Below are 18,789 nucleotides of genomic sequence, written 5' to 3' on the forward strand. Positions count from 1 at the left end.
ACTTCCCTTTCGCATCCGTCCGACCCGGTCCGGTCAGCAAGAAGCCCCGGCCGCCCGAAGGCAACCGGGGCTCGAGGCCCGGCGCATCGTCACCGCACCGGGTGTCCCGCTCCCCGCAGTGTCTCCTTCACCTCGCCGATCCGCAGGTCCCCGAAGTGGAAGACGGACGCCGCGAGCACCGCGTCCGCGCCCGCGGCGACGGCAGGCGGGAAGTCGGCCAGCTTGCCGGCGCCGCCGGACGCGATGACGGGCACGGTCACGTGCTTGCGTACGGCCGCGATCATCTCCAGGTCGTAGCCGTCCTTCGTGCCGTCCGCGTCCATCGAGTTGAGCAGGATCTCGCCCGCGCCCAACTCGGCGGCCCGATGTGCCCACTCGACCGCGTCGATGCCCGTGCCGCGGCGCCCGCCGTGGGTGGTCACCTCGAAGGCACCGGACTCCGTGCGGCGCGCGTCCACCGACAGCACCAGCACCTGCCGCCCGAACCGCTCGGCGATCTCGCGGATCAGGTCCGGGCGGGCAATCGCCGCGGTGTTGACGCCCACCTTGTCGGCGCCCGCCCGCAGCAGCCTGTCCACGTCCTCCGCCGTACGCACGCCGCCGCCGACCGTCAGCGGGATGAAGACCTGCTCGGCGGTACGCCGCACCACGTCGTACGTCGTCTCGCGGTTGCCCGAGGACGCGGTGATGTCCAGGAACGTCAGTTCGTCGGCGCCCTCGGCGTCGTACACCTTGGCCATCTCGACGGGGTCACCCGCGTCGCGCAGGTTCTGGAAGTTGACGCCCTTGACGACCCGGCCGTTGTCCACGTCCAGGCAGGGGATGACTCGGACCGCCAGGGTCATGAATCCACGGCTCCTCTTGCTGCTTCTAGCCTCTGAAGGCTTCCAGTTCCACTTCGACCAGAATGCGCGGGTCGACGAAGCCCTCCACGACCAGCAGGGTCGCGGCAGGGCGCACGGAGTCGAAGATCTCCTTGTGGGCCCGGCCCACATCGTCGACGTCCCGCAGATGGGTCAGGTACATCCGGGTCCGGAGCACCGACTCGGGACCGAGCCCGAACTCGGCGATCGCATCGAGCGCGCTGGTGAACGCCACCTTCGCCTGCTCGTAGGGATCGCCCTCCCCGTAGAGCACGCGGCCCTTGAAGGCCGTCGTACCGGCCACCAGCACGCGGTCGCCCGCCGCGACGGCCCGCGCAAAACCGAAGGTCTCCTCCCAAGGGCTTCCGCTCTGCACCCGCCGCACGGCATCCGACGTCATGACGACACAGCCTCCAAGGCCTCTTCCAGGGTGAACGCCTTCGCGTACAGGGCCTTCCCGACGATGGCCCCCTCGACACCGAGCGGGACGAGACCGGCGATCGCCCGCAGGTCGTCCAGGGACGACACGCCGCCGGAGGCCACGACCGGGCGGTCGGTGGCGGCGCAGACGTTCTTCAGCAGCTCCAGGTTCGGGCCCTGGAGCGTGCCGTCCTTGGCGATGTCGGTGACCACGTACCGCGCGCAGCCCTCCTTGTCGAGGCGCTCCAGCGTCTCGTAGAGGTCGCCGCCGTCGCGGGTCCAGCCGCGTCCGCGCAGGGTGGTGCCCCGTACGTCCAGACCGACGGCGATCCGGTCGCCGTGCCGGGCGATCACCTTGGCGACCCACTCAGGGGTCTCCAGGGCTGCCGTGCCGAGGTTCACTCGGGTGCAGCCGGTGGCCAGTGCGGCGGCCAGCGTGTCGTCGTCACGGATGCCGCCGGACAGCTCCACCTTGATGTCCATCGCCTTGGTGACCTCGGCGATGAGCGCGCGGTTGTCACCGGTGCCGAACGCGGCGTCCAGGTCGACCAGATGCAGCCACTCGGCGCCCGCCGCCTGCCAGGTGAGGGCGGCCTCCAGCGGGGAGCCGTACGAGGTCTCCGTGCCGGACTCGCCATGCACGAGCCGGACGGCCTGGCCGTCACGGACGTCGACCGCGGGGAGGAGTTCGAGCTTGGCCATGGTCTACAGGGTTCCGATCCAGTTGGTGAGCAGCTGCGCTCCGGCGTCGCCGGACTTCTCGGGGTGGAACTGCGTGGCCCACAGGGCGCCGTTCTCCACGGCCGCCACGAAGGGCTTGCCGTGCGTCGACCAGGTCACCTTGGGCGGGTGCAGCAGCGGGTTGGTGGGCTCCAGCCGCCAGTCGTGGACGGCGTAGGAGTGCACGAAGTAGAAGCGGGTGCCCGCGTCCAGGCCGGCGAACAGCTCGGAGTCGGCCGGTGCTTCGACCGTGTTCCAGCCCATGTGGGGGACGATGTCGGCCTCGAGCGGCTCGACCGAGCCGGGCCACTCGTCCAGGCCCTCGCTCTCCACGCCGTGCTCGATGCCGCGTGCGAACAGGATCTGCATGCCGACGCAGATGCCCATCACCGGACGCTCGCCGGACAGGCGGCGGTCGATGATCCAGTCGCCGCGCGCCTCCTTCAGCCCCTGCATGCAGGCGGCGAAGGCGCCGACTCCCGGCACCAGCAGGCCGTCCGCGTTCATGGCCACGTCGTAGTCACGGGTGATCACGACGTCGGCTCCAGCGCGGGCGAGGGCGCGCTCGGCGGAGCGGACGTTGCCGAAGCCGTAGTCGAAGACGACGACGCGCGGCTTCGTGCCCGTACTGCTCAATTCCACACCTCCAGCCGCATGACGCCCGCGACGAGACACAGGCCCGCGCTGATCGAGAGCAGCACGATGAGGCTCTTCGGCATCTGCTGCTTGGCGAAGGAGATGATTCCGCCGACGAGGAAGAGGCCGACGACGATCAGGACGGTGGACAGACCGTTCATGGATTTACAGCGCGCCCTTCGTGGAGGGGAGGATGCCGGCGGCGCGGGGGTCGCGCTCGCTCGCGTAGCGCAGCGCCCGCGCCAGGGCCTTGAACTGGCACTCCACGATGTGGTGCGCGTTCCGTCCGTACGGCACGTGCACGTGCAGCGCTATCTGCGCCTGGGCCACGAAGGACTCCAGGATGTGCCGGGTCATGGTGGTGTCGTACTCACCGATCATCGGGGCCATGTTCTCGGGCTCGGTGTGCACGAGGTAGGGGCGGCCGGACAGGTCGACCGTGACCTGGGCGAGCGACTCGTCCAGCGGGACCGTGCAGTTGCCGAAGCGGTAGATCCCCACCTTGTCGCCGAGCGCCTGCTTGAAGGCGGCGCCGAGCGCGAGGGCGGTGTCCTCGATCGTGTGGTGCGTGTCGATGTGCAGATCGCCGTCGGTCTTGACGGTCAGGTCGAACAGACCGTGCCGGCCGAGCTGGTCCAGCATGTGGTCGTAGAAACCGACACCCGTCGCGATGTCGGTCTTCCCGGTGCCGTCGAGGTCGATCTCGACCAGGACCGAGGTCTCCTTGGTGATGCGCTCGATTCTTCCGAGGCGCCCCTCGCGAGTCATGCGCTCTGCTCCTTCTTCAGTTCACGTACCGCGTCGAGGAACGCGTCGTTCTCCTGCGGGGTTCCGGCGGACACCCGCAGCCACCCCGGTACGCCGTTGTCCCGGACCAGGACGCCCCGGTCGAGGATCCTCCGCCAGGCTTCGTGGGCGTCGGCGAACCGTCCGAACTGCACGAAGTTCGCGTCGGACTCGGTGACCTCGAAGCCGATCGCGCGCAGTTCGGCGACCAGCCGGTCCCGCTCGGACTTCAGCTGCTCCACGTACTTCAGGAGCGTGTCGGTGTGCTCCAGCGCGGCCAGAGCGGTCGCCTGGGTGACCGCGGACAGGTGGTACGGCAGCCGTACGAGCTGGACGGCGTCCACGACCGCCGGGTGCGCGGCCAGGTAGCCGAGGCGGAGGCCGGCGGCCCCGAACGCCTTCGACATGGTCCGCGACACGACGAGATTCGGCCGACCTTCGAGCAGCGGCAGCAGCGATGCGCCGTGGCTGAACTCGATGTACGCCTCGTCCACGACGGCCATGGACGGCTTGGCCGCCTGGGCGGCCTCGTACAGGGCGAGGACCGTCGCGGCGGGCACCGCGTTGCCGGTGGGGTTGTTGGGGGTCGTGATGAAGACGACGTCCGGCCGGTTCTCGGCGATGGACTGCTCGGCGGCCGCGACGTCGATCGTGAAGTCCTCGCCCCGCGGGCCGGAGATCCAGCCGGTGCCCGTGCCGCGGGCGATCAACGCGTGCATCGAGTACGACGGCTCGAAGCCGATCGCCGTGCGGCCCGGTCCGCCGAAGGTCTGCAGCAGCTGCTGGATGACCTCGTTGGAGCCGTTGGCCGCCCAGACATTCTCGAGGCCGACCTCGTGCCCGCCGGTCTTCGTCAGGTACTCGGCGAGCCTGGTGCGCAGCTCGACCGCGTCCCGGTCCGGGTAGCGGTTGAGATCGCGGGCGGCCTCGCGCACGCGCTCCGTGATCCGTTCGACCAGCGGCTCGGGCAGCGGGTACGGGTTCTCGTTCGTGTTCAGCCGTACGGGGACGTCCAACTGGGGCGCTCCGTAAGGGGATTTGCCTCGCAGCTCGTCCCGTACGGGGAGATCGTCGATTCCGAAGCTCACTTGCTCTCAGGCACCTTCCAGCCGAACCTGGCCTTGATCGCCGCGCCGTGCGCGGGCAGGTCCTCCGCCTCCGCCAGCGTCACCACGTGGTGCGCCACATCGGCCAGCGCGTCCTTCGTGTAATCGACGATGTGGATGCCGCGCAGGAACGACTGGACGGACAGTCCCGAGGAGTGGCAGGCACAGCCGCCGGTCGGGAGCACATGGTTGGAGCCGGCCGCGTAGTCGCCCAGCGAGACCGGCGCCCAGGGGCCGACGAAGATCGCGCCCGCGTTCCGTACCCGCTCGGCGACCCGGGCGGCGTCCGCCGTCTGGATCTCCAGGTGCTCGGCACCGTAGGCGTCGACCACCCGCAGGCCCTCGTCGACTCCGTCCACGAGCACGATCGCGGACTGCTTCCCGGCGAGTGCCGGACGGATCCGGTCCTCGACGTGCCTGGTGGCCTCGACCTGCGGCGCGAGTTCCTTCTCCACCGCGTCGGCGAGCTCTGCGGAGTCGGTGACGAGGACGGCGGCGGCGAGCGGGTCGTGCTCGGCCTGGCTGATCAGGTCCGAGGCCACGTGCACCGGGTCCGCCGTCTCGTCCGCGAGGACCGCGATCTCGGTGGGTCCGGCCTCGGTGTCGATGCCGATCCTGCCGGTGAAGTAGCGCTTGGCCGCGGCCACCCAGATGTTGCCGGGGCCGGTGACCATGTCGGCGGGCGGGCAGGACTCGGTGCCGTACGCGAACATCGCGACCGCGGTCGCGCCGCCCGCCGCGTACACCTCGTCGACGCCGAGCAGGGCGCAGGCGGCGAGGATCGTGGGGTGCGGCAGTCCGCCGAACTCGGCCTGCGCCGGGGAGGCGAGGGCGATCGACTCCACGCCGGCCTCCTGCGCGGGCACCACGTTCATCACCACGGACGACGGGTACACCGAGCGTCCGCCGGGCGCGTAGAGGCCGACACGCTGCACCGGCACCCACTTCTCGGTGACCGAGCCGCCGGGTACGACATGGGTGGTGTGCGCGCTGCGGCGCTGCTCGCGGTGGACCAGGCGGGCACGGCGGATGGACTCCTCCAGGGCCGCGCGCACATCCGGGTCGAGCTGGTCGAGCGCCTTGGTGAGCGCCTCGGCCGGGACCCGTACGGACTCCAGGCGCACCCCGTCGAACTTCTCGGCGAAGTCGATCAGCGCCGCGTCGCCGCGATGATGCACGGCTTCGCAGATCGGACGCACCTTCTCCAGGGCGGCCTGAACGTCGAAGTCGGCTCGGGGCAGCAGGTCACGCAGGGCGGGACCCTCGGGGAGGGCGTCGCCGCGCAGATCGATTCGGGAGATCACAGGGCCAATTCTCTCAGACGGCCTTGCTCCGCTGGACGGCCGTATCAATGGCTGATACAGAGCGTGGGCACGCGGGCCGCTTCCGTGGCGGCCGGAGCGCGGGTGGTGACGCGGGCGGTGGGGACGGCCGGGAGCGGCGAAACGGGCACCACCCGGAACCCGCAGTCGCGCGTGTCGGACCCGCCGCCGCTGCGGCCACCCACCCGCGCCGCCCGGTCCCCGGCCCGGCCGCGGCGGCCAGGGGGCGCTGCCCGGCTCGCGGTTCCCGGGTCTCGCGGGCGGCCGGATCCGATGCCGGAGGCGGCGCCCTGGTGGCCGGATCAGGGTGACCGGTACCGAACCCGGAAGATCATCTTCACCAATAGCGTTCGGTCTGTCACACAGCGGGCATCAACGGTCGGTACGAAACCCGCGAGTAGCCGGGGAGGGAGGGAAGTGCTGTGACCGAGGGTGCCGGCATCCGCACCGGCGAGCCGCCGGAGGATCTGACCGCCGCCGAGGCCGGGATGTGGCAGGCCTTCCGCGACGGCAGCGTCTACGACCTGCGCAGCGGGGACGCCGCCGTGGACGATCCGCACGGCGACCACCCCTGGGGACCCGAGCGCAGCGTCCGGGCGCGGATCGTGGCATGGCTGCTCCTGGACGGGCCGCCCGCGCTGGCGGGCCGGGTCGCCTCCCTCAAGCTGACCGGAGTGCAGATAACGGACACGCTGGATCTGGCCGGCGGCACGATCGTGCCCTACGTGGAATTCAGTGGCTGCCGGTTCGAGAGGGAGGTCCTGCTGCCGGAGGCCCGCTTCACGACCGTACGGCTGGCGGACTGCTCGGTCCCGCGGCTGGAGGCAGCGCGACTGCAGACCGAGGGCGATCTGCACCTGCCCCGCTGCCGCTTCCACAACGGGGTACGGCTCACCGACGCGCATATCGGCACCGATCTGCTGCTCAACCAGGCCGTCGTCCACCAGGACCGGCGCGGCCGCTCGATCATCGCGGACGGACTGACCGTCGGACAGGACCTGCAGGCCGAGATGCTGGAGTCGCACGGCGAGCTGAGCCTGCGCAGCGCCACCGTCGGCGTCTCGCTGAGCCTGCGCGGGGCCCGGCTGAACAACCCGTACACCCGGTTGGCGCTGAACGCCCCCCAGCTGACGGTCGAGCGGACGCTGTATCTCACCCCCGCGGGCATCGGCAATCCGCTGCTGACCAGCGGCACCACACCCGCGCGCGGAACGCGGGTGCAGCGCTTCGAGTGCCGGGGCGGGGTCCGGCTGGACGACGGGCGGTTCGGTGACGCGCTCGACCTGGACCAGGCCCGGTTCGTGCTCGACGACGACCAGGAGCTGTCCCTGCGCCGGGTGCAGGCGCCCGAGCTGCGCTTCCTTGGCGAGCGGCCCGAGCGGGGGAAGGTGGTCCTCTCCGGAGCGAGGATCGTGACCCTCGTCGACCGGTGGACGAGCTGGCCTGCCCTCGGCAACCTGCACATGGGCGGCTTCACCTACGAGAACCTCGTCCCTCAGGACGCCTTCCCGCTCGCCCGGCGCCTGGAGTGGGTGGCGGCGGCGACCGCCGAGTACCACCCGGAGCCCTACGAGCGGCTCGCGACCGTGCTGCGCAACTCCGGGGAGGACGAGGACGCGCGGGAGGTGCTGCTCGCCAAGCAGCGCCGCCGCCGCGAGACCCTGCCACTCGCGGCCAAACTGTGGGGATACGCGCAGGACTGGACGGTGGCCTACGGCTACCGGCCGGGCCGCGCGGCGGTGTGGATGGCGGTGCTGTGGGCGGCGGCCTCACTCGCGTTCTCGCATGCGAGCCATCCGCCGGTGAACAAGGAGGGCCACCCGGCGTGGAACCCCTCCCTCTTCGCCCTCGATCTACTGCTGCCGGTCATCGATCTCGGCCAGGTGGGCCAGTGGCAGCTCAGCGGCGGCTGGCAGTGGCTGTCCGCGGTGGTGATCCTGCTGGGCTGGATCCTGGCGACGACGGTCGCGGCGGGGGCGACGAGGCTGCTGCGGCGGGGCTGACGGCCTCCGGCCGGGTGGTCTGCGCATAGGGGCCCAACACCTATGAAACAGTTGCATTTTACCTATTCTTGACTGCCGGGCGTACAACCAACCAGGGATTCCGTGACAGCTCTGGCGCATCCCCGACCTGCGGCTTTTCAATGGTCAGCACCATGGCAATGCTGCGCGCGTTCACCCGTCCGGGCCGGACTTCCCCCCACCTCGCCGCCGGGCTGCCCGCGGACGACGAGGTCCTGCTCGACGCGCCCGACGGGCGCCTCGCACCGGTGCTGGTCGCGGCGGGCCGCGGCGATCACGGCCCGGCGGCCACACTGCTCGCGACCACGCGGGAGGCCGCCGACTGGGAGGACCGCGACCGGTACGTGGTGCGGCTGGCGGCCTTCGCTCGCTCGCGCGGCGAGTGGTTCGCGGACTGGTGCGCCCTGGCACCGGACGATCCGGACGCGCTGCTGGTGAAGGCGGAACTGGCATTGGCCGGCGCCTGGGAGTCGCCCGCCCGCGCCGAACTCCTGCGCAAGATAGCCCCGTTGGTCAAGGCGGCCACCGAGGGCGATCCGCGCGACCCGGTGCCGTGGCGGGTGGCGCTGGACCACGCCCACGGCACCGGCGCGGGGCACCGTGAGTTCGAGCGGCTCTGGGGCGAGGCGGTGAGCCGCTCCCCGCACCACTACGGCTGTCATGTGGCGGCCCTGCGCCATCTCTCCTCGTCCTGGCACGGGTCGCACAGCGAGTGCTTCGACTTCGCCGAGACCGCCGCCCAGGACGCGCTGCCCGGCTCCCTGGTGCAGGCGCTGCCGCTGCGTGCGGCCTACGCCTATCTGCGGGACGACGGCGGGGCGGTCGTGGACCGCGGCCGGCTGGATGCGGCGGCGGACCGGGCGGCCGCATTGTCCGTGGGGTATGCGGCGGGCGACCCGGGGCTCGCCGAGGCACGCAACCTCCTCACCTTTGTGCTGGTCGGGCTGAGTCGCTGGGAGGACGCGCTGATGCAGCTGCGCATGACCGGCCCGTACGCCACGTCGTTCCCGTGGGACCGCGTCGGTGACGATCCCCTGGGTGTGTTCCTGGACCTGCGGCAGGGCGTGCTCCGGGAGGTGGCGGCGGCACGATCCGCGGATTCGGTGCGCCGGCTCCTTCCGCGGAGTGAGCATGCCTGACGCGCGCCCGCTCGCGACCATTAGGCTTTCCCGTCGTGACCACCGTCCGGCTCCCGCTCTTTCCGCTGAACTCGGTGCTGTTCCCGGGGCTCGTGCTCCCGCTGAACATCTTCGAGGAGCGTTATCGCGCCATGATGCGCGAGCTCCTGAAGACCCCCGAGGACGAACCGCGCCGCTTCGCCGTCGTCGCGATCCGCGACGGCCACGAGGTGGCGCCCAGCGCCCCGGGCATGCCGGATCCGACGGCGCTGCCCGCGCGCGGACCCGCCGCGGGCTTCGGCCCCGATCCGGCCAAGGCGTTCCACGGGGTCGGCTGCATCGCCGACGCGGCCACGATCCGGGAGCGGGCCGACGGCACCTTCGAGGCGCTCGCCACAGGGACTACGCGCGTCCGTCTGCTCTCGGTGGACGCGTCGGGCCCCTATCTGACGGCGGAGCTGGAGGAGCTGGCGGAGGAGCCGGGCGACGAGGCGGGCACGCTCGCCGAAGGCGTGCTGCGGGCGTTCCGGCAGTACCAGAAGCGGCTGGCGGGCGCTCGCGAGAGGTCGCTGTCGACGGGCGCGGACCTGCCGGACGAACCGGCGGTGGTGTCCTACCTGGTCGCGGCGGCGGTGATGCTTGACACGCCGACGAAGCAGCGGCTTCTCCAGGCCCCGGACACCGCCTCCCGGCTCCGTGACGAGCTGAAACTGCTTCGCTCGGAGACGGCGATCATCCGTAGTCTGCCGTCGTTGCCGGCGTCGGAGCTGACGCGCGGTCCGACAAGTCTGAACTGACGCGCACCCTCGAGGAACGGCCGGGATGGCTAAGAAGACGAAGAAACAGCAGCCGGGCGGGACGCCCGCGACGGTGGCGCTGACGGCCGCTGGGATGGAATTCACCGTCCACTCCTACGAGCACGACCCGTCGCACCCCTCCTACGGCGAGGAAGCCGCCGAGGCGATGGGCGTGTCCCCCGACCGGGTCTTCAAGACGCTGGTGGCGGACGTGGACGGCGCGCTGGTGGTCGGGGTGGTCCCGGTGGCGGGCTCGCTGGACCTGAAGGCACTGGCGACCGCGGTGGGCGGCAAGCGGGCCGTGATGGCCGACCCGGCGCTGGCGGAGCGCACGACGGGGTATGTGCGCGGCGGCATCTCTCCGGTCGGCCAGCGCAAGAAGCTCCGCACCGTGCTCGACGAGTCGGCGTCGGCGCACACCACGATCTGCGTCTCGGCGGGCCGCCGCGGCCTCGAGGTGGAACTGGCCCCGGGTGATCTGGCGAACGTCACGGAGGCGACCCTGGCGCCGATCGCACGCGCGTGACCGTCCGACGTGACCACTCGACGTACGGACCGTTCTCGGCTAGTACGGCAATATGTCGAAGAGGACGCGCAAGCGCAAATGGCGCATGAAGAAGGGCCACGCGAACCACGGCCACCGTCCGGCGTGAACACGCCTTGAATCCGGCGCCGGGCAGCCGCCCTCGGCTGCTTCGGCGCTCGGCGGAGTCCCGGGAGGGAACGGAGGCGGCAGCGGCCTTGATCCCACGGGCGTCCACCCGCGCCGTGGACCGTGTGAGCCGTGTACCCCTCTTACGCGGGCGGCACGGCCGATCCGTACGGTGCCCCGTACGGGTCAGGGTCGCGCGGGCCGAACAGGGCCGTGAGCCCGAGGTGGACCACCAGCGTGGCCACCGACCACGCCAGCAACGCACCCTTCGCGCCCAGCTTCAGCGGCGCGGAGAACGTCACGCCCTTGCCCACCGCCCTGGCGTGCGCGATCACGTTCTGCGAGGGACCCAGCCAGACCCCGACGCGCCAGGCGATCAGCGATCCGAGCAGCCCGCCCACGGCCAGCGCCACGACCAGCGGTACCCCGCCGCGCCTGCGCACCAGGAAGACGATCAGGGCGCTGACGACACCGAAGCCGATGGCGAGCAGGGTGAACGTTCCGTCCACCCCGATGGCCTGCTCCCCCTCGGTGTCCTTCAGATAGACGACCCAGTTCTTGTCGACCAGGTCCCCGACCAGCGGCACACGGGGCGCCAGCCACGCCCACAGCACTCCGAGCAGCACCCCGGCGAGCGCGACGCCCACCGTGATCACGGCTGCCTCCCGCACCTCGGTCTTCATACCGGGGCCCTCCGTCCCGTACAGGGAGGTGGCACCGTGCGGGGCGGGTCCGGCTCCCGGCGGGACGGACATGGCTTGCCAGGCATGGGGCGAAGAATGCGGGGACTGTTCATGCGGCGGCGGAGGCGGAGTCAACGGAGCGGTCACCTTCACATCCTGCCAGTCGAGTCTGTCAGAGGCGTCATCGGACGGCCGCCCGGCGGTAGGCCCAGGTCGCCAGGGCCAGCGAGGCCACACCGACGGCCGCGCACACGCCGAGGTCTCCGAGTACGGACGCCCAGTCAGGACGGTTCGCGAAAGTCCGCGCGAGCGCCTCCACACCGTACGTGGACGGCAGCAGATCCCGCGCGAACCGCACGGCCTCCGGCATCCGGTGCGCTGGCAGCACCCCGAGGAGCAGCGCTGCCGACATACCCAACTGGCCCAGCAGCGTGGCGAGCTCGGGCCGCGGTGCGAGCAGGCCGAGCGCGGCGCCGAGCCCGGACAGCGCGGCCCCGGCAAGGGGGATCACCGCGACCAGCACCCACAGATGGGCGAGCGGCAGCCCGAACAGCGCACTCCCGAACACGGCCGTCACCACGGTCCCCGGCACGGTGAAGGACGCGTACGCCCCCGCCGCTCCCAGCACCACCGCGGCCGCCGGCACCGGCAGGGTGGCGTAGTGGTCGAGCCCGCCGCTGCCGCGCAGCTGACCGAAGTACTGCGCCAGCAGGTTCAGTCCGACGTACGCGACCACCAGCACGGACGACCCGGCGACCACGGAGCGTGCGTCGGCCCCGCCGTTCACCACTCCCCGCATCATGATCATGATGCCGACCGACTGGAACGTCGCCACGAAGAGCAGCGGGATCCGCGCGACCCGGGCCCGGGACAGCTGCGCCCGGTACACGGCGGCGAGCGAAGGCCACAGCCGCGCCCGGGGGCCGAGGGCGGCCGCGTCCTGGAAGCCGCCGTCCACCGCCGCTGCGCTGGGCAGAACCTGTGCGGGTACGACACTCACGTCGCGCTGCTCCTCTTCGTTTCTGCCGCCGCCCCGCCCCCGACGGACACGGCGCCCTTACCGCTGCGTACGGCCACGGTGCCCCGCGCGCTCATGCCTTCACCAGCCCCTGGGTACTGCCGCCGCCGAGTGAGAGGTAGACGTCCTCAAGGCTCGGCGTGGCCAGTGTGAAGTCGTCGAGGGCGGTGAAGGCGGCACCGCCGGTGACGGTGGCGACGGCGGCGCGTGCCTCCTCGGGGGCCATCCGCAGCGACCATCGGCGGCCTGACTCGACCGCGCGGGCACGCAGCGCGGCCACCTCGGGCACCTCCAGCGGCGCCTGCTCGCGCCACACCAGCTCGACCCGCACCTCGCCCGCCACCCGCTCCTTGAGCCCCGCCGGGGTGTCGCAGGCGATGACACGGCCCCGGTCGAGCACGGCGACCCGGTCGAGCACGGTCTCCGCCTCGATCACGTTGTGGGTGACCAGCACCACGGTCGTCCCACGCTCGGCCCGCCGCCGGTCCACGGCAGCCCACACGGCCCGGCGGGCGACGGGGTCCATCCCGGTGGTCGGCTCGTCGAGCACCAGCAGGGGCCGCTCACCCACCAGCGCGGCGGCGAAGCAGGCGAGCCGGCGCTGACCGCCGGAGAGCTTCTTGAGCGGGCGGGAGGCGACCGCCGTGAGCCCGAGTTCCTCGAGGACGGCGTCCCGCTCCGCACGGGCCTGCCCGAGACCGAGACCGCGCAGCCTTCCGGTCGTCTCGGCGGCGAGCGAGACGGTCAGCTCGTCCAGGGCGCTGGACTCCTGCCCCAGATAGGCGAGGATGCGCGCGGCCCGCTCCGGGTGGCGCACGATGTCGTGCCCGAGGATCTCGACGCTGCCGCGGTCGGGGCGCATCAGTCCCGTCAGCTGCCGTACGAGGGTGGATTTGCCGGCGCCGTTCGGCCCGAGCAGCCCGAAGATCTCCCCGCGCCGGATGTCCATCCGCACGTCGTCGGTGGCCCGCACCTCGGGGGTTCCCGGCGTGCCGCGCCGGCCCCGTACCGCCGGGTAGGTCTTGGTCAGCCCGCGCACGGCGCACACGACATCGCGACCCTGCGGTTGTGCCTGTGCGGTGCGCGTACTCACAAGGGACGAGGGTACGGGGTGCGGCGCACCGCGCGGTTCCCGGGGCCCGGACACCGGCCCGGTGGGTCACTCCCCCACGGAGGCGTGCTCCGTCGCCGTGCGCTGGTCGATCTCCCGCCAGAACCCCGCCCGGATGGCGTAGCGGTCGTGCTCGTCGATCTGGTCGTCCTTGTGCGCGAGCAGGCCGAACCGCGCCGCGTACCGGAGCAGTTCCCCGTCGATGCGGTGCGGCACGCGCGGATACATGCCCGACAGCTTCTGCAGATGCGACTGGTCGGCGAGCCGCCCGATCCAGCGCCGCGCGAACACCTGTCCCACCTCGTAGGGATCACCGCCGACCGTGGTGATGTCCTCCTCGCGGTCGGCCCAGCGCTGCTCCGCGGTGGTCAGTTGAGCCAGCGTCGGCAGAGAGGCGGCGTCCGGCGACTCGGCCGCGACGGGCCGGTCCACCCAGCCCTTGTCGGAGGACCACCGCAGGGTGGCCCCTGCGGGCTGGTGCACCGCCTGGGGTCCGGGTGCCCGCAGTGCCGCGAGGTCCTTCGGCGTGGGGACGCCCCTGGGGGCCTGTGCGCGCTCCTGGGCCCCGTTCGGCGAGCCGGCCGCGACGGCGTGCTGCGGCTCGACGGACGGCCCCTCCGTGGCGGCGGGGAGCGCCGACTCGGGCAGCGGCGCCGACAGGATCGCGGCGATCTCCGGCCGCGGCGCGGGCGGGGGCGCGCAGATCCCGCCCAGTTCCTTGGCCCGTACGGCCTGGGTGATCCATGCCCGGTCGAGCACGCGCCGTTCGTCGGCCTCGGCGACCAGGTCCTCGGACTGGTTGTAGTCGCCGTCGGCCGCCTGCACGGCCCACAGGTGCACGGCGACCCCATGCTCCTTCGCGGCCATCATGCCCGGCAGCAGGTCTCCGTCGCCGGTGACGAGCACGACATCGGAGCAGGCGCGGTTGCGCGCCAGCTCGGTCAGCTCGGCGTGCATGGCGGCGTCGACGCCCTTCTGGGCCCATCGCCCGTCACTGCGGGTCAGTGCGCCGAGACGTACGGTCACCCGCGGCATCACCCGCAGCCTGCGGTGCTCGGGCTGCGGTACGCGGTCGGGGGCGCCGTCGAACCAGTAGATACGCAGCAGCGGTCGTTGCGTGTCCGCCTCGGCGCGTTCGCGCAGCCCCTGGATGAGGGCCGTGTGGTCGACAGTGATCCGGGACCTGGAGGGCTCCCCGGCGAGCAGGCTGGCGGCAGCCCCCAGCAGATACCCGGCGTCCACCAGGACGATGCAGCGGTCCACGCGTTCCACCCTCTTTCCGGGAGGTTTGCTTCGGGCTTCTTTCGAGTCTGCCCGACGGCGCCGAGGTTAACGGCCCGAACTCGATCTTCGGCGTGGCGGAACAGGGCCTTTCCTTCTCACTACCTTTGTCACACACGGTAATTGCACGAAATGCGTTCTTTATCAGCCTATGTGAATCTGGTCCCGGCCCTGGCCCCTAGATCCCCCACAGGAGGCATCACCATGGCCAAGAACAAGAACCGCAAGCAGGCCGGCCCGCAGAACCGCTCCTCGCAGGCCAAGGAGACACAGGAGCAGGCGCACAGGCCCGCAGCGGAGACACATCAGTCCTCGGTGCCGCAGGCCCAGGGCAGTCCCGCGGATGTCGCCCGTAAGAAGCAGAAGAGCTTCGGCCACAACTGAAGCCGGTGCCAGGGCCCTTGAAGCCCGGTGGGGCTGCTGAAGTCCCGACACGCACAGAGGGGCGCACCCATCAATGGGGTGCGCCCCTCGCGTCCGTGGGCGGTCCGGACGATCAGCCCGCCAGGCAGGCGGGTCCGAGCAGGACCTTCAGATCGCCGTAGAGCGCCGGGTCCGCCTTGACCCGGTGGCGGTCCAGCCTGAGGACGGTCGTCTTGCGCGGTCCCTGGAGCTTGATCCGCACCTCGCTGTCGCCCTTGTGCTGGCTGAGGATCTCGCCGAGGCGGCTCACCATCGGCGGGGTGACCTTCACCGCCGGGATGGTGAGCACCACGGGCGCGTTGGTGCCCGCGTTCGACAGGTCCGGGATCATCAGCTCCATCGCGACCAGCCGCGGCACGTCCTCGCGCTTGTCCAGGCGGCCCTTGACGAACACCACGGCGTCCTCGACGAGTTGGGTCGACACGAGCTGGTAGGTCGCCGGGAAGAACATGCACTCGATGGAGCCCGCGAGGTCCTCGACCGTGGCGATCGCCCAGGCGTTGCCCTGCTTGGTCATCTTGCGCTGGAGGCCGGAGATGATGCCGCCGATGGTGACCACCGCGCCGTCCGCGTGCTCGCCCCCGGTGAGCTGGGCGATGCCCGCGTCGGCCTTGTCGGACAGCACGTGCTCCAGGCCGAAGAGCGGGTGGTCGGAGACGTACAGGCCGAGCATCTCCCGTTCCTGGGCGAGCAGATAGGTCTTGTCCCACTCGTCGTCGGTGAAGGTGACGTCGAGGCCGAAGCCGGGCTCGCTGTTCTCCTCCTCCATGCCGCCGAAGAGGTCGAACTGGCCCTCCGCCTCCTTGCGCTTGACCGCGACCACGTTGTCGATCATCGGCTCGTACTGCGCGGTGAGGCCCTTGCGGGTGTGCCCCATCGTGTCGAAGGCGCCGGCCTTGATCAGCGATTCCGTGGTGCGCTTGTTACAGACCACCGCCTCGACCTTGTCGAGGTAGTCCGGGAACGACGCGTACTTCCCCTTGGTCTTGCGGGTCTTGATGACCGACTCGACGACGTTCGTACCGACGTTGCGCACGGCGGAGAGGCCGAAGAGGATCACTTCGTCACCCTGGGCGGCGAAGTTCGACTCGGACTCGTTGACGTTCGGCGGGAGCACCCTGATGCCCATGCGCCGGCACTCGTTCAGATAGACGGCCGACTTGTCCTTGTCGTCCTTGACCGAGGTGAGCAGCGCGGCCATGTACTCGGCGGGGTGGTTCGCCTTCAGGAAGGCGGTCCAGTACGACACCAGGCCGTACGCCGCGGAGTGGGCCTTGTTGAAGGCGTAGCCGGCGAACGGGACCAGCACGTCCCACAGGGCCTGGATCGCCTCGTCGCTGTAGCCGTTCTTGCGCGCGCCCGTCTGGAAGATGGTGAAGTTCTTCGCCAGCTCCTCGGGCTTCTTCTTGCCCATCACACGGCGCAGGATGTCTGCCTCGCCCAGCGAGTAGCCCGCGATGATCTGGGCGGCCTTCTGCACCTGCTCCTGGTAGACGATCAGGCCGTAGGTGACGTCCAGGACCTCCTTGAGCGGCTCCTCCAGCTCCGGGTGGATCGGCGTGATCTCCTGCTGGCCGTTCTTGCGCAGCGCGTAGTTCGTGTGGGAGTTCATGCCCATCGGGCCCGGCCGGTACAGGGCCGACACGGCGGAGATGTCTTCGAAGTTGTCCGGCTTCATCAGCCGCAGCAGGGAGCGCATCGGGCCGCCGTCGAACTGGAAGACGCCCAGTGTGTCGCCGCGCTGGAGCAGGTCGAAGGTCGTGGGGTCGTCCAGCGGCAGACTCAGCAGGTCGATGTCCGCGCCCTTGTTGGACTTCACCATCTTGACGGCGTCGTCCATGATCGTCAGGTTGCGCAGACCGAGGAAGTCCATCTTCAGCAGGCCGAGCGACTCACAACTCGGGTAGTCCCACTGGGTGATGGTCACGCCGTCGGTGTGCCTGACCCAGACGGGCACATGCTCGGTGATGGTCTCGCTGGACATGATCACACCGGCCGCGTGCACACCCATCTGCCGCACCAGGCCCTCGACGCCCTTGGCGGTGTCGATGACCTTCTTCACGTCCGGCTCGTTCTCGTACATCCCCCGGACCTCACCCGCCTCCGAGTAGCGGGGGTGCTCGGAGTCGGTGATGCCGGACAGCGGGATGCCCTTGCCGAGGACGTCGGCGGGCATGGCCTTCGTGATCCGGTCGCCCATCGCGTACGGGTAGCCCAGCACGCGCGCGGAGTCCTTGATGGCGTTCTTGGCCTTGATGGTGCCGTACGTGCCGATCATGGCGACCTTGTCGGCGCCGTACTTCTCCGTCACATACCTGATCACCTCGACGCGCCTGCGCTCGTCGAAGTCGATGTCGACGTCGGGCATGGAGATGCGCTCGGGGTTGAGGAACCGCTCGAAGATCAGACCGTGCGGGATCGGGTCGAGGTCGGTGATGCCCATGGCGTAGGCGACGATCGAGCCCGCCGCGGAGCCTCGGCCGGGGCCGACCGCGATGCCGTTGTTCTTGGCCCACATGATGAAGTCGGCGACGACGAGGAAGTAGCCCGGGAAGCCCATCGAGATGATGACGTCCATCTCGTAGTCGGCCTGCTTCTGGCGGTCCTCGGGGATGCCGCCCGGGAAGCGGCGCTCCATGCCGCGGTGGACCTCCTCCTTGAACCAGGTGACCTCGGTGTAGCCCTCGGGGATGTCGAACTTGGGCATGAGGTCGCGCTTCTCGAACATGCCGGTGGTGTCGACCATCTCGGCGACGAGGAGCGTGTTGGCGCACCCCTCCTGCCAGGCGTCCGAGGAGTCGATGGCGTACATCTCGTCCGTGGACTTCAGGTAGTAGCCGGTGCCGTCGAACTTGAAGCGGTCGGGGTCGGAGAGGTTCTTGCCGGTCTGGATGCACAGCAGGGCGTCGTGGGCGCCGGCCTCGTGCGCGTACGTGTAGTGCGAGTCGTTCGTGACCAGGGGCGGGATGCCGAGCTTCCGTCCGATCTCCAGCAGACCGTCGCGGACCCGGCGCTCGATCTCGATGCCGTGGTCCATCAGCTCCAGGAAGTACTTGTCCTTGCCGAAGATGTCCTGGTACTCGGCCGCGGCCTTCAGTGCCTCGTCGAAGTGGCCGAGGCGCAGCCGGGTCTGCACCTCACCCGAGGGGCAGCCCGTGGAGGCGACGATGCCCTCGGACCACTGGGCGATGGTCTCCTTGTCCATACGGGGCCACTTCTGCAGCCAGCCCTCGGCGTACGCGTCCGAGGACAGGCGGAAGAGGTTGTGCAGGCCGGTCCTGTTCACCGCCCACATCGTCTTGTGGGTGTAACCGCCGGAACCGGAGACGTCGTCCCTCTTCTGGTGCGGCTGGCCCCACTGGATCTTGCGTTTGTTGCGCCGGGACTCGGGGGCGACGTACGCCTCGATGCCGATGATCGGGGTGACGCCGGCCTTCTTCGCGGAGTGGAAGAAGTCGTACGCCCCGTGGAGGTTGCCGTGGTCGGACATGGCGATGTGCGTCATGCCCATCTCGTTGCACGCGTTGAACATGTCCTTCAGCCGCGCGGCACCGTCCAGCAGTGAGTACTGGGTGTGGACGTGCAGGTGCGTGAACGGCGGCTTTGACACGGCTTCGGCCTCCAAGGCGAACAGGCGTCGACGGGGGTCCGACAGGCTGCGGACAGTCTGGGGGACAGCGTCGAAGTCTATGCCTCGGCACTGACACCCGGCGGTCTTCCACACGTACCTTCATCCGGGGGACACGGGCCGCGCAGCCGTGCCTTCATGCGGCGGACACGGGCCGTGCACCCGTACCTTCGTGCGACGGACACGGGCCTTGTCGCCCGTGTC

At 70.6% G+C, this 18,789-nt stretch carries 18 protein-coding genes; 5 read left to right on the top strand and 13 right to left on the bottom strand.

Annotated elements, in window-relative coordinates; translation table 11 throughout:
- Positions 1-89 precede the first annotated feature (89 nt).
- Genes hisF through hisD form a run of 8 tightly spaced genes read right to left on the bottom strand, consistent with a single transcriptional unit; the run spans position 90 to position 5,835 of the window.
- Complete coding sequence (gene hisF, locus ACWDA7_RS05390) at positions 90-845, bottom strand: imidazole glycerol phosphate synthase subunit HisF (RefSeq protein ID WP_450602857.1); 756 nt, start codon at positions 843-845, stop codon at positions 90-92.
- Between the two features lie 25 nt (positions 846-870).
- On the bottom strand, positions 871-1,263 hold the full coding sequence (locus tag ACWDA7_RS05395; protein WP_450602858.1) for a RidA family protein: 393 nt from the start codon (positions 1,261-1,263) through the stop codon (positions 871-873).
- Positions 1,260-1,985 (bottom strand): bifunctional 1-(5-phosphoribosyl)-5-((5-phosphoribosylamino)methylideneamino)imidazole-4-carboxamide isomerase/phosphoribosylanthranilate isomerase PriA, encoded by a 726-nt coding sequence (gene priA / locus ACWDA7_RS05400; protein WP_360989269.1) that lies wholly within the window; start codon positions 1,983-1,985, stop codon positions 1,260-1,262. The genes ACWDA7_RS05395 and priA overlap by 4 nt, the downstream gene beginning before the upstream one ends.
- Before the next feature lie 3 nt (positions 1,986-1,988).
- Positions 1,989-2,645, bottom strand: coding sequence for an imidazole glycerol phosphate synthase subunit HisH (gene hisH / locus ACWDA7_RS05405; protein ID WP_450602859.1), 657 nt, complete (start codon positions 2,643-2,645; stop codon positions 1,989-1,991).
- The gene (locus ACWDA7_RS05410) at positions 2,636-2,800 is read right to left on the bottom strand and encodes a hypothetical protein (protein WP_360989265.1); all 165 of its coding nucleotides are present in this window, start codon (positions 2,798-2,800) and stop codon (positions 2,636-2,638) included. Before ACWDA7_RS05410 ends, hisH begins: the two co-directional genes overlap by 10 nt.
- A 4-nt stretch (positions 2,801-2,804) precedes the next feature.
- On the bottom strand, positions 2,805-3,407 hold the full coding sequence (gene hisB / locus ACWDA7_RS05415; protein WP_432926613.1) for an imidazoleglycerol-phosphate dehydratase HisB: 603 nt from the start codon (positions 3,405-3,407) through the stop codon (positions 2,805-2,807).
- Positions 3,404-4,513, bottom strand: coding sequence for a histidinol-phosphate transaminase (locus ACWDA7_RS05420; RefSeq protein WP_450602860.1), 1,110 nt, complete (start codon positions 4,511-4,513; stop codon positions 3,404-3,406). Before ACWDA7_RS05420 ends, hisB begins: the two co-directional genes overlap by 4 nt.
- Positions 4,510-5,835: a histidinol dehydrogenase gene (hisD, locus tag ACWDA7_RS05425; protein ID WP_450602861.1), complete on the bottom strand. Its 1,326-nt coding sequence runs from the start codon at positions 5,833-5,835 to the stop codon at positions 4,510-4,512. Before hisD ends, ACWDA7_RS05420 begins: the two co-directional genes overlap by 4 nt.
- Before the next feature lie 440 nt (positions 5,836-6,275).
- Between hisD and ACWDA7_RS05430 the strand changes: the two genes are divergently transcribed.
- The 4 genes from ACWDA7_RS05430 to ybaK all read left to right on the top strand — a co-directional run bounded on the left by ACWDA7_RS05430 (position 6,276) and on the right by ybaK (position 10,315).
- A complete protein-coding gene (locus ACWDA7_RS05430; RefSeq protein ID WP_450602862.1) occupies positions 6,276-7,856 on the top strand; it encodes an oxidoreductase in 1,581 nt (526 codons plus the stop codon).
- A 152-nt stretch (positions 7,857-8,008) separates the two neighbouring features.
- Complete coding sequence (locus ACWDA7_RS05435; protein WP_450602863.1) at positions 8,009-9,013, top strand: hypothetical protein; 1,005 nt, start codon at positions 8,009-8,011, stop codon at positions 9,011-9,013.
- 35 nt (positions 9,014-9,048) lie between these two features.
- Complete coding sequence (locus ACWDA7_RS05440; RefSeq protein WP_450602864.1) at positions 9,049-9,789, top strand: LON peptidase substrate-binding domain-containing protein; 741 nt, start codon at positions 9,049-9,051, stop codon at positions 9,787-9,789.
- A 25-nt stretch (positions 9,790-9,814) separates the two neighbouring features.
- Positions 9,815-10,315, top strand: coding sequence for a Cys-tRNA(Pro) deacylase (ybaK, locus tag ACWDA7_RS05445; RefSeq protein WP_359389258.1), 501 nt, complete (start codon positions 9,815-9,817; stop codon positions 10,313-10,315).
- Positions 10,316-10,584: 269 nt separating this feature from the next.
- Here the strand turns inward: ybaK and ACWDA7_RS05450 are convergent, their stop codons facing one another.
- The 4 genes from ACWDA7_RS05450 to ACWDA7_RS05465 all read right to left on the bottom strand — a co-directional run bounded on the left by ACWDA7_RS05450 (position 10,585) and on the right by ACWDA7_RS05465 (position 14,516).
- The gene (locus ACWDA7_RS05450; RefSeq protein ID WP_450602865.1) at positions 10,585-11,271 is read right to left on the bottom strand and encodes an AAA family ATPase; all 687 of its coding nucleotides are present in this window, start codon (positions 11,269-11,271) and stop codon (positions 10,585-10,587) included.
- 34 nt (positions 11,272-11,305) lie between these two features.
- Positions 11,306-12,124, bottom strand: a complete 819-nt coding sequence (locus ACWDA7_RS05455) for an ABC transporter permease (protein ID WP_450602866.1) — start codon at positions 12,122-12,124, stop codon at positions 11,306-11,308.
- 91 nt (positions 12,125-12,215) lie between these two features.
- A complete protein-coding gene (locus tag ACWDA7_RS05460) occupies positions 12,216-13,190 on the bottom strand; it encodes an ABC transporter ATP-binding protein (protein WP_450602923.1) in 975 nt (324 codons plus the stop codon).
- 111 nt (positions 13,191-13,301) lie between these two features.
- A complete protein-coding gene (locus tag ACWDA7_RS05465) occupies positions 13,302-14,516 on the bottom strand; it encodes an NYN domain-containing protein (protein WP_450602867.1) in 1,215 nt (404 codons plus the stop codon).
- Between the two features lie 222 nt (positions 14,517-14,738).
- Between ACWDA7_RS05465 and ACWDA7_RS05470 the strand changes: the two genes are divergently transcribed.
- Positions 14,739-14,918 (top strand): hypothetical protein, encoded by a 180-nt coding sequence (locus ACWDA7_RS05470; RefSeq protein WP_359389246.1) that lies wholly within the window; start codon positions 14,739-14,741, stop codon positions 14,916-14,918.
- A gap of 112 nt (positions 14,919-15,030) precedes the next feature.
- Here ACWDA7_RS05470 and dnaE read toward each other — a convergent pair whose 3' ends face one another.
- A complete protein-coding gene (dnaE, locus tag ACWDA7_RS05475; RefSeq protein ID WP_450602868.1) occupies positions 15,031-18,567 on the bottom strand; it encodes a DNA polymerase III subunit alpha in 3,537 nt (1,178 codons plus the stop codon).
- Positions 18,568-18,789: the final 222 nt, after the last annotated feature.

The sequence above is a fragment of the Streptomyces sp. NPDC001156 genome, from assembly GCF_053598275.1.

Coding starts and splice junctions, on each gene's coding strand:
- hisF (WP_450602857.1), bottom strand. CDS start 845: ATGACCCTGGCGGTCCGAGTCATCCCCTGCCTGGACGTGGACAACGGC.
- ACWDA7_RS05395 (WP_450602858.1), bottom strand. CDS start 1,263: ATGACGTCGGATGCCGTGCGGCGGGTGCAGAGCGGAAGCCCTTGGGAG.
- priA (WP_360989269.1), bottom strand. CDS start 1,985: ATGGCCAAGCTCGAACTCCTCCCCGCGGTCGACGTCCGTGACGGCCAG.
- ACWDA7_RS05410 (WP_360989265.1), bottom strand. CDS start 2,800: ATGAACGGTCTGTCCACCGTCCTGATCGTCGTCGGCCTCTTCCTCGTC.
- hisB (WP_432926613.1), bottom strand. CDS start 3,407: ATGACTCGCGAGGGGCGCCTCGGAAGAATCGAGCGCATCACCAAGGAG.
- ACWDA7_RS05435 (WP_450602863.1), top strand. CDS start 8,009: ATGGCAATGCTGCGCGCGTTCACCCGTCCGGGCCGGACTTCCCCCCAC.
- ybaK (WP_359389258.1), top strand. CDS start 9,815: ATGGCTAAGAAGACGAAGAAACAGCAGCCGGGCGGGACGCCCGCGACG.
- ACWDA7_RS05470 (WP_359389246.1), top strand. CDS start 14,739: ATGGCCAAGAACAAGAACCGCAAGCAGGCCGGCCCGCAGAACCGCTCC.